At 70.5% G+C, this 9480-nt stretch carries 11 protein-coding genes and 1 pseudogene; 5 read left to right on the top strand and 7 right to left on the bottom strand.

Features of this window, described 5'->3' with window-relative positions; all coding sequences use genetic code 11:
* Positions 1-14 precede the first annotated feature (14 nt).
* The 4 genes and pseudogenes from AB0B35_RS41665 to AB0B35_RS41680 all read right to left on the bottom strand — a co-directional run.
* Positions 15-350 carry a hypothetical protein gene (locus AB0B35_RS41665; protein ID WP_361057315.1) on the bottom strand — a complete coding sequence of 112 codons (336 nt, stop codon included), beginning with the start codon at positions 348-350 and terminating at the stop codon, positions 15-17.
* Between the two features lie 70 nt (positions 351-420).
* Entirely contained in the window at positions 421-1914 is a 1494-nt protein-coding gene (locus AB0B35_RS41670) for an amidohydrolase family protein (protein ID WP_361057318.1), read from the bottom strand.
* A 144-nt stretch (positions 1915-2058) separates the two neighbouring features.
* Positions 2059-2919, bottom strand: coding sequence for an SDR family NAD(P)-dependent oxidoreductase (locus tag AB0B35_RS41675; protein WP_361057321.1), 861 nt, complete (start codon positions 2917-2919; stop codon positions 2059-2061).
* Positions 2920-3444: 525 nt separating this feature from the next.
* Positions 3445-3771 (bottom strand): annotated as a pseudogene (locus AB0B35_RS41680) (MerR family transcriptional regulator); the annotation flags it as partial.
* A gap of 95 nt (positions 3772-3866) precedes the next feature.
* On the opposite strand from AB0B35_RS41680, the gene AB0B35_RS41685 reads away from it, so the two are divergent.
* Both AB0B35_RS41685 and AB0B35_RS41690 read left to right on the top strand, forming a co-directional pair.
* Positions 3867-4574 (top strand): SDR family oxidoreductase, encoded by a 708-nt coding sequence (locus AB0B35_RS41685; RefSeq protein WP_361057324.1) that lies wholly within the window; start codon positions 3867-3869, stop codon positions 4572-4574.
* Between the two features lie 229 nt (positions 4575-4803).
* Positions 4804-5337: an MBL fold metallo-hydrolase gene (locus tag AB0B35_RS41690; protein ID WP_361057327.1), complete on the top strand. Its 534-nt coding sequence runs from the start codon at positions 4804-4806 to the stop codon at positions 5335-5337.
* A 440-nt stretch (positions 5338-5777) separates the two neighbouring features.
* Here AB0B35_RS41690 and AB0B35_RS41695 read toward each other — a convergent pair whose 3' ends face one another.
* Positions 5778-6392, bottom strand: coding sequence for a TetR/AcrR family transcriptional regulator (locus AB0B35_RS41695; protein ID WP_361057330.1), 615 nt, complete (start codon positions 6390-6392; stop codon positions 5778-5780).
* A gap of 121 nt (positions 6393-6513) precedes the next feature.
* On the opposite strand from AB0B35_RS41695, the gene AB0B35_RS41700 reads away from it, so the two are divergent.
* Entirely contained in the window at positions 6514-7200 is a 687-nt protein-coding gene (locus AB0B35_RS41700; RefSeq protein WP_361057333.1) for an SDR family NAD(P)-dependent oxidoreductase, read from the top strand.
* Between the two features lie 94 nt (positions 7201-7294).
* Here AB0B35_RS41700 and AB0B35_RS41705 read toward each other — a convergent pair whose 3' ends face one another.
* Positions 7295-7588 (bottom strand): hypothetical protein, encoded by a 294-nt coding sequence (locus AB0B35_RS41705; RefSeq protein WP_361057336.1) that lies wholly within the window; start codon positions 7586-7588, stop codon positions 7295-7297.
* 67 nt (positions 7589-7655) lie between these two features.
* On the opposite strand from AB0B35_RS41705, the gene AB0B35_RS41710 reads away from it, so the two are divergent.
* Complete coding sequence (locus tag AB0B35_RS41710; RefSeq protein ID WP_361057339.1) at positions 7656-7979, top strand: hypothetical protein; 324 nt, start codon at positions 7656-7658, stop codon at positions 7977-7979.
* 77 nt (positions 7980-8056) lie between these two features.
* On the opposite strand, the gene AB0B35_RS41715 is transcribed toward AB0B35_RS41710, so the two are convergent.
* Complete coding sequence (locus AB0B35_RS41715; protein ID WP_361057342.1) at positions 8057-9076, bottom strand: aldo/keto reductase; 1020 nt, start codon at positions 9074-9076, stop codon at positions 8057-8059.
* 136 nt (positions 9077-9212) lie between these two features.
* Between AB0B35_RS41715 and AB0B35_RS41720 the strand changes: the two genes are divergently transcribed.
* Positions 9213-9480: helix-turn-helix domain-containing protein (locus AB0B35_RS41720; protein ID WP_361057345.1), on the top strand; the 268-nt coding region annotated here is incomplete at its 3' end.

Below are 9480 nucleotides of genomic sequence, written 5' to 3' on the forward strand. Positions count from 1 at the left end.
ACCCTCACCGGCGACTACGGACCCGGCACGACACGGCCACGCCCCCACCCGAAACGCCTGACTCCCTCAGGCAAACACAGGTAATCAGAGACGCTACGTCCGATCTCGCGTACCAGACCCAGGATCGGGTATCCGACGTTGCGGGCCGCCGACCACAAGATCTCCTCGTCGATGTTGGCGGCGTCGGCGGCGGCGACGATCGCCTGGGCGTCGGGCATGTCGATGACACCGTTGGCGGCCTGGCTGAGCGCCAGTCCCCGTTCGGCCGCGAGCCAGCTGTTGACGCAGGCCACTCGGGAGAAGATGCCGAGCTCGTCTCGTGGCGGCGCCAGCCCGCCCGGCACCGCCACGAGACCAGCCGCCCCACGGCGTGGGAGCTCACCGCGCCGACGGCGGCGGTGAGCCCCCACCTCGAGCAGGTCAGTCGACCTGGAAGGGGCCGGGGTTCTGGGCCTCGGTCCACTGCCGCTCGCCGATCCGCTCGCGCAGGTGGTTCGCGCTGGCCTCGGCCAGGCGGCGGGCCCGGGCGAAGCCGTCGCCGAGCAGGCGGCCGCCGTACTTCATGACACGGCCGTTGACCATCACCGTGTCGACCTCGCCGCGCTGGGCGTGGAAGACCAGCTGGTGCACCGGGTTGATCAGCGGCACCATCGACGGCGTGTCAGCCCGGACGAGCACGAGGTCGGCCAGCTTGCCCGGCGTGATCGAACCGAGCTGGCCGCCCATGCCGAGCGCGTCGGCACCGCCCTGGGTGGCGAAGCGGAACACGTCCTCGGTGCGCAGGTTGTTGTTGACGACGGTCTTGTCCTCGGCGTGGGCCCTCAGGTGGTCGATACCGCGGTCGGCGTTGAGGGTGGCGCGCATGGCGGCGAACATGTCAGCGCTCCACCACACCTGAGTGTCGCTGGATAGCGAGACCGGAATGTCGTGGCCGTGGATCCTGCCGGTGGGCGGGTAGCCCTGCCCGGCGTTGAGCTCGCTCTCCGCCGCGATCGAGACGTTGCCGCCGGACTCGGCGATCATCCGGTACGAGTCCTCCGACATGGTGCCGCAGTGCACGTAGGTGTTGGTGGGCAGGAGGAAGCCGTTGTCCCGCAGCAGCCGGAGCTGGTGGTCCTCCTTCCAGTTCCGGACACCGGAGTGCAGGGTCACCCGTAGGTCGTGCTCGCGCGCGAACTCCCATGCCGGACGTTCGGGGAAGCCCGGCTCCTCCGGCAGGCCGGTGCCGTCCCAGGCGAGCTGGAGGGTGACGAGCTGGTTGGTCGAGGAGAAGCGCTCGCGCTGCAGCCGCGCGACGTCGCCGTTGGTGACCCACTCGTGCGGCGGGGCGAAGGAGTAGCCGTAGGCCAGGCGGGCGCGGCCGCCGGAGTCGAACAGGCCTTGGGCGGCGGCCTCGGCGAACTCGTAGTTCTTCAGGTCCTGGGACCAGTCCAGGCTGGTGGTGACACCGGCGTTGATCGCCTCGGCCATGGACAGCAGGTTGCTGGCGTACAGGTCCTCGGGCCGCCAGAAGTTCGCCCACTGCTGGTAGATCCAGCTGAAGTAGTTGGCGATGGTCCACTCGGCGCCCAGGCCCCGGATCACGGTCTGCCACATGTGCCGGTGGGTGTCGATCATGCCGGGGATGAGGATCGAACCACGCCCGTCGATCACCGCGGCGTTGCCGGGTGCGGAGAGGTTGCGGCCGACGGCGCGGATGGTCTGCCCGCTGACGAAAACGTCGCAGTCGCGCACGGTGCCGATCCGGGGGTCGCCGGTCACCACGGTGGCGTTGCGGAACATGACGGGGCGGCCGCGGGCGAAGTCCGGCGGCCTGGCGGTCACCGGTTCGGCGTGCGCGGAGCCGGTGGCGGCCAGGATGCCCGCGCCGGCGGCGACACCGGCCGCGGCGCCGAGCAGCGTCCGGCGGGACACGGGCGGGCGGGCCGCACCGTCAGGGGTCGATGCTGCGGATTCATGTCGAAACACTGGATGGACCTCTACATCTACTTAGGTGATCATTTGTGCGTCGGGTGGGGCGCGGCGGAGAACCGGCGCCCCACCCGGGGGACGGGTCGATCAGGCGGGCTGGCTGATGTCGGTGGTGACGGCCAGGGCGTGGCCCGTCTCGACGTCACCGGTCAGCGATTCGATCTTGGCCTTGGCCAGCTGGTACGAGTCGGAGCCGAGCAGCTGGTGCAGCGGCGCCTGCCCGGACACCGCCATCGTGATGATGGCCTGCGCCGCCTTGACCGGGTCGCCCAGCTGCGTGCCCGGCATCGCCAGGTGCGCCTCGGTCATCTCCCGGATCGACTCGTAGCCCGCCGCAGTGCCCGAGGCCACGCCCAGCGAGTGCGGCAGCAGGAAGTCGGTGCGCATGTAGCCCGGCTCGACCAGGTTCACCTTGACGCCGAACGGCGCGACCTCCGCGGCCAGCGACTCGGTCAGCCCGTTGAGGGCGTACTTGCCGGCGCTGTAAAGGCCCCAGCCCGGGAACGCGGTCAGCCCGAGGATCGAGGACACGTTGATGACGTGCCCACTGCGACTGGCCCGGAACGCCGGCAGGACGGCCCGCAGCACGTTCCAGACCCCGAAGATCTGCACGTCGAACATCTGGCGGGCCTCGGCATCGGTGACCTCCTCGACCGCGGCCAGGAAACCGTAGCCGGCGTTGTTGACGACCACGTCGATCCCGCCGAACCGCTGCGCCGCCTCGCGCACCGCGTCGGTGACCTGCTGCTGGTCGGCCAGGTCCACCTGCAGCGGCAGCAGCCGCGACGTGTCCACCGATCCCAGGGCCTGCACGAGGCGGTCGGTCGAGCGGGTCGTCGCCGCGACGTTGTCACCCCGCCGCAGCAACTGCTTGACCAGCTCCAGGCCGAGTCCACGGGACGTTCCCGTGACGAACCAGGTAGCCGGACCGGTCGTGGGGTAAGCCATGAGAAACACTCCTTGGTCAGCTCGCCGCACCGGCGAGTCGCAACTGGCCGGGCATCCGACCTGGCGGTACGGGCGAAGCCGCACCCGCCCTGGCTGATGCCCGACGCCCCCGGAAGGGGACGCCACCAATCGTTGCCCCTGACCCCGGGTCGCCGACAGCCTTAATCAGGCCCAGCGACACCCCGGGAACTGCCTGCCTGGGAATGCGATGACCACCCGCTGCACCGGGGATCCAGCGGACCGCCCGGCTCCCGACCGTGCCGCCGCCCGTTGCGCCATCGTGGACGACATGGCTGGACGTTCGGAACTCGGCGAATTCCTCCGCACCTGTCGGGCCCGGGTGTCTCCGGACGACCTGAACCGTCGGGTCCCGCCCTCCGCCAAGTTTCAGCTCCCCCGGGTCGCCCGGCCCGCCGGGGCAAGGAGCGGCGCTTCGGCCGAATCCGGTCGGCTGCCGGCGGCCGTCCTGCGGCGAAGGTGTTCGGCGAGAGCCTCGGACGAGCACGACGCGGACGAGTCCACGGCGGCGTGGATGACGGCGTCGAGGCGGTCCCGGGTGGCGATGAGGCTGTCGATCTGCGCGGTGATGCGGTCCCGTTCGGCGATCAGGCGGGCCATCGACTCCGGGGTGCTCACCTCGGCGTCGACGCAGGGCAGCAGCTCCAGAATCGTCTTGCTGGCCAGGCCTGCCGCATAGAGTTGCTGGATCAGCCGTACGCGTTCCACCGCGCTGTCGGGGTAGTGCCGCTGACCGCTGCCACTGCGCACGGCGGACAGCAGGCGCTGCTCCTCGTAGTAGCGCAGCGCACGCACGCTCACCCCGGTCTTCTCCGCCAGCACGCCGATACGCATGTGCTCGCCTCTCGGTGACCCCGCTCACGGGACTTGCCTCTGACGTCAACGTCAGCATTTAGCTTAGCGGCGGCACGTCCCACCGAGGAGGAAACATGAAGATCTCCGGTTCCATCGCCCTGGTCACCGGCGCCAACCGCGGCATCGGCCGCCAGTTCGCCCAGCTGCTGCTCGAACGCGGCTCGGCCAAGGTATACGCCACCGCCCGCAACCCCGAATCGATCGACATCCCCGGCGTGGAGCGGCTGCGGCTCGACATCACCGACCCGGCGTCGATCGCCGCCGCGGCGGCCGCCACCACCGACGTCGACCTGCTGGTCAACAACGCCGGTGTACTGACCGGGGCCAACCTGGTCACCGGCGACCTGGACCAGATCCGCCTGGAGATGGACACCCACTTCTACGGCACGCTCGGCATGATCAGGGCGTACGCCCCGCTGCTGGCCGCCAACGGCGGAGGCGCGATCGTCAACGTGCTCTCCGCGCTGTCCTGGTTCTCCTACGACGGCGCCAACGCCTACAGCGCCGCCAAGGCCGCCGAGTGGAGCCTCACCAACGGCGCACGGCTCGAACTCGCCAAGCAGAACACGCTGGTAACCGGCGTACACCTCGGCTCCGCCGACACCGACATGTCGGCCGCCTACCAGGGTTCCAAGGTCGACCCGGCGGACGTGGTCCGCGCGGCTCTCGACGGCGTCGAGGCGGGCAGATTGGAGGTCGTCGTCGACGAGTGGAGCGCCGGTGTCAAGGCGTCGCTGGCGCGTGACCCGTTCGAGTTCTACCGCGCGTCGCTGGCGAGCTGATCACACGAGGCGGCGGCGGAGCGGCTCCGCCGCCGCCTCGTGATGTCCGGCGGCTGCGTGGACCAGCTCGGCCCGAGCATGCCGGCGTTGTGGCTTGGCGGTCCAGGTCACGACGTTATGATCACTGCATTTCGGGGATGGGCATCCCGCTGCCGGCCGTCTGAAGGGGCGGCTCGCATCAGCCCGGCCGGGATCGCGACCGACAAGCGTCGGAAGGGCGACACCTGGCGTGGCAGCGCAGGTGGGCGGCCAGTACGAGCCGCGGTGGTTCGACTCGTTCTGGCGATCCCGGTTCCCGGACCAGATCTCCGGCCGGCAGGTGCCGGTGCAGCCGCTCACCCCGGGCACGCTCGAACTGGAGGGGCACACGCTGCGGGCGATCGAGCTCGGGCACACCGACACCGACGGCACCAGCGCCCTGCACGTGCCCTCGATCGGGCTGGTCGTCGCCGGCGACGCGGTGTACGGCGACGTGCACCCGTACCTCAGCGAGGCCACAGGAGACGGTGCCGAGCAGTGGCTGAGTGCTCTGGACACCATCGAGGGCCTGCGACCCCGGGCGGTGGTCGCGGGCCACAAGCGCGACGGCGACCCGGACAGCCCCGAACAGGTCGACGACACCCGCCGCTACATCAACGACTTCCTGGCGGCTGCGCGGCAGGCGCGCACGTACCACGAGCTCTACGAGGCGATGATCGTCCGGTATCCCGACCGGGTAAACCGCGCCGTGCTCTGGGGCTCCGCCAAGGCCTTCCTACCCTGACGGCCGCCCCTGCCCCGCCGACGGCGAGGCCGGCCGCGGCGAGCAGGCTGACCGCGACGTTCACGTACAGCAGGGCAGGCGATCCGGTGGCCCGCGACGGCCAGCAGGGTGTGCCGTTCGGTGACTAGTTCGGCGGAATCTCGGGGCATGGGCGGCACCGGTGTGCTGCGCGCGGCGGCCGGCGACGGAGCGGTTGGTTGTCACGTCACCGCCGGTGGTCGTGGTGGTGATCAGCGAGCCGGGACGGTCGTAGACGCAAACCCGGGTGAAGGCCGCCACTCCGGGTGCCACCGCAGGCGGGTGGGCGTCGGCCAGGCTTCAGATGTCGCCGGCGTTGCCGAACCCGGACTGCATGACGACGGTCGGGCTGCCGGCGACAGCGCGCCCAGTGGTGACCGCAACCGGCTCGCCCGGGACGATGGTGCCGCCCGGTAGGCCGCTCATCGGCCCGGCGGCGCGATGAGCGCTCGCAGGGCGATGTCGACGGAGGCCTGGAGGTCTTCGCGGCTGGCGCCGGCCGCGGCGTGGACGGCGTGGCCCTCGCTGAGCGCCATCACAAACCGCGCCAGTGCCCGGACATCCATGCCGTCCGGGAGGTCGCCGTCCTCGGCCGCGCGGGACAGCCGGTTCTGGAGCGCGGACTCGGTGGCGGCCCGGCCGGCGGCCAGGATCTCCGAGATCCGGGCGTTCTCCGGTGAGCAGGCGAGCCCGCCCTGGACAGACAGGCAACCTGCGGGGTGGGCGGCGTCCGTGAGTCCGTCGGCGCTGGAGCGCAGGAACGCTTCTATGGCGGCGTACGCGGTGGGCTGCTGGAGTGCCGCGCGAGCGGTGGCGACCTGGGTCTGGTGGTATCGGGCGAAGGCGCGCTGGAACAACTGCTCCTTGTTGCCGAACGTGGCGTACAGGCTCGGCCGGTTGATGCCCATCGCGTCGGTGAGGGCGCTCAGCGACGCACCCTCGTAGCCGTGCCGCCAGAAGACCTCGGTGGCCCGGTCGAGGACCGTCTCCTCGTCGAACGCTTTCGGCCGGCCGGTGGTGGGGGTCTTGGTGCTCACGGAACCATCCTACCGATCGGTACAAATCGTGTCCCAGCTCACCAACCGAACGGTACAAAAGTTGTTATGGTTGGCCAACCGAACGGTACAAAAGTCGGGTCGCGCAGCGAGAGGCAAACGCATGACCATCACACTGATCACCGGCGCAAACAAGGGCATCGGCTTCGAGACCGCCAAGCAGCTCATCGAGCTGGGCCACACCGTTTACATCGGCGCCCGTGACGTCGAGCGCGGCGAGACGGCCGCAGCGGCGCTGGGCGCACGATTCGTGCAGCTCGACGTGACCGACGACGCATCGGTGACCGCCGCGCTGGCAACCGTCGAGGCGGCCGAAGGGCGGCTCGACGTCCTGGTGCACAACGCGGGCATCCTCGCCGACGGAGTCGTCGACGGACCGGCGGCCCTGAGGGCGTTCGACACCAACGCGGTAGGAATCGTCCGGGTCACAGAGGCGGCACTGCCACTGCTACGGAAATCCGCGAACCCCACGGTGGTCACCGTTTCGAGCAGCATGGGATCTTTCTGGGCGGTCACCAATCCCGAGCGGCCGGAATTCAACATCCCGCTTACCCTGTACGCGGCGTCCAAGTCGGCAGCCACCATGCTCACCGTCCAGTACGCCAAGTCCCAGCCGGGTATCAAGTTCAACGCGGTCGAGCCCGGCACCACCGCCACCGACATGACCGCCGCCTACGGCTTCGGAAGGCCCGCCGTCGAGAGCGCCAGGACCGTCGTACGCCTGGCCACGCTCGACGAGCACGGCCCGACCGGCACCCTCCAGGACGAACACGGGCAGCTGCGCTGGTAGCCGCGCAACGCCACGCGCCCGTCGAGCCGTTCCACGGGTCGCGGGCGCAGGCGAGTCCGCCGGAGCAGTACGGCGGACTCGCCGGTGCTCCCTCCTACCTGCCCCAGGGACGGGTGGGCTGCAGCACCGCCTCCGACAGCGCCCCGGCACGAAGGTGCGTGATCTGCCGGCAGTCGGGGGCGGCGACCATCCGGCCGAAGGCGGCCCGGTCGGGATAGGCCACCAGCAGCACCGCGTCCCACTGTGGCCCGCTCTCGGCCACCAGTGCGCCGCCGCCGCCGTACACGGTCGTGACTCCGTAGCGAGGGGCGACGACCTCGCGGGCTCGTCGCGCGCACTCGGCGTACCGTGCGCGCCCGCCGCCGGTGAAGCGCAGCAGGTTCAGCATGACGAAGGGCCCGTCAGGGCCTTAGACGACGAAACATTCAAGATCACATTCGTCCGGATCGGCAGCCATGAGCTCTCCGCTCGCCCGCGCGCCGTGGCACTCGCCCATGCTGCGCGTCTTCGAACTCATCGGACGCCAGGTCCGGGCGCTCGGCGTGCCCCACCGCGCACGGTTCACCGCCGCCTCCGCGCTGCCCAGCTACATCCTCGGCATGGGCGGAAACGCCGCCGACGCCCGCGCGCACCAGGCACACCAGCCGGGCACGAGCCGGGCCGCGTCCCTGGGTGCCGTCTCGGCCGCGCGGGCGCAGCTCGATCCGAACGAATACGCGGTCACACGCCGCTGCTCGATCACGATGATCGGGAGGAGTTCCTCGCCGGCATCGAGTTGATCCTGACCGGGATCACCGCCCGCACCGAGCCGCCCGGGCACGCCGGCCCGCCGCTGTAGCCAGACCCGCGCCGGGCGTCAGCGCCGTCGCCACGCAGCGTCGAGCAGGGCCGGCGGGGTGTCGAACTTCTCGTGCGCGGCCAGGTCGACACCGGGTGCGACGACCGCGTCGACGGCGTCGAGCACGTCGGCGGGCAGCACGGTGTCCGCGGCGGCGAGCTGGGAGTGCAGGTGCTCCATCGTGCGGGGGCCGATGATCGCGCCGGTTACGGCGGGATGCGCGGTGACGAATCCGAGCGCGAGCTGGATCATCGTCAGGCCGGCCTCGTCGGCGATCGCGGCCAGCCGCTCGACGGCATCGAGCCGGGCCTGGTTGGCGGGGACGGCAGTGTCGAAGCGCTGCGGCATGAATGCCGAGCGGCTGGTGGTGATCTCCCGGCCCTTTCGGATCGCGCCCGACAGCCAGCCGGAGGCCAGCGGGCTCCACGCCAGCACGCCGAGTCCGTACTGCTCGGCCACGGGTAGGACGTGGGCCTCGACGCCGCGCTGCAGAATCGAGTAGCTGGGCTGCTCGGTGACGTAGCGGCTCAGGTGGTTGTCCCGGGCCGCCCACTGGGCCTGCACGAGCCGGTATGCGGGGAAGGTCGAGGAGCCGAAGTAGCGGATCTTTCCTGCGCGCTGCAGGTCGGTCAGCGCCGACAGGGTCTCCTCGTCGGCGGTCCTGGGGTCCCACCGGTGGATCTGGTAGAGATCGACGTGGTCGATGCCGAGTCGGCGCAGGCTGCCGTCCAGCGCGTTGACCAGCCAGCGGCGCGAGCCGCCCTGGTGGTTGCGCTCGTCGCCCATGGGCAGACCCGCTTTCGTGGCGACCACTATGTCGTCGCGGCGGCCGGCGATGGCCTTGCCGATCATCTGCTCCGACTCGCCCTGGCCGTACATGTCGGCGGTGTCGATGAGGTTGATCCCTGCCGCCAGGGCGGTGTCGACCATGGCGGTGACCTCGTCCTGGGTGGTGCGTCCCAGCCGGCCGAAGTTCATCGTGCCGAGTACGAGGGTGCTGACCTGTACTCCGGTGCGGCCCAGCGTGCGGTACTGCATTGGTCCTCCTGTGAGATGTGGCGGTTCGCGAGCACGCGTCCGCTCTGGCATGCTGAACAAACGGAACAGCGTTCCGCTAACCACGATACGGAACGCTGTTCCGTTTGCCCACACGAGTGACGGAGGCAACAGCAAAGTGGTAGGCATCGACAGCGGGTCGCAGTCGCCCGCCCCCCGCAAGCGCGCCGACGCCCGGCGAAACGAGCAGACGCTGCTCGACGCGGCCGCCGCGACCTTCGTCGCCTCCGGCGTCCACGCGCCCGTACGCGAGATCGCCGCCCGGGCCGGCGTCGGCCTCGGCACGATCTACCGGCACTTCCCGACGCGGGCCGACCTGATCATCGCCGTCTACCGCTACCAGGTCGAGGCTTGCGCCGCGGCGGGACCGGCACTACTGGCCGACA

Origin of the sequence: Catellatospora sp. NPDC049133, from assembly GCF_040648455.1 — a bacterium.
Lineage (GTDB): Bacteria > Actinomycetota > Actinomycetes > Mycobacteriales > Micromonosporaceae > Catellatospora > Catellatospora aurea.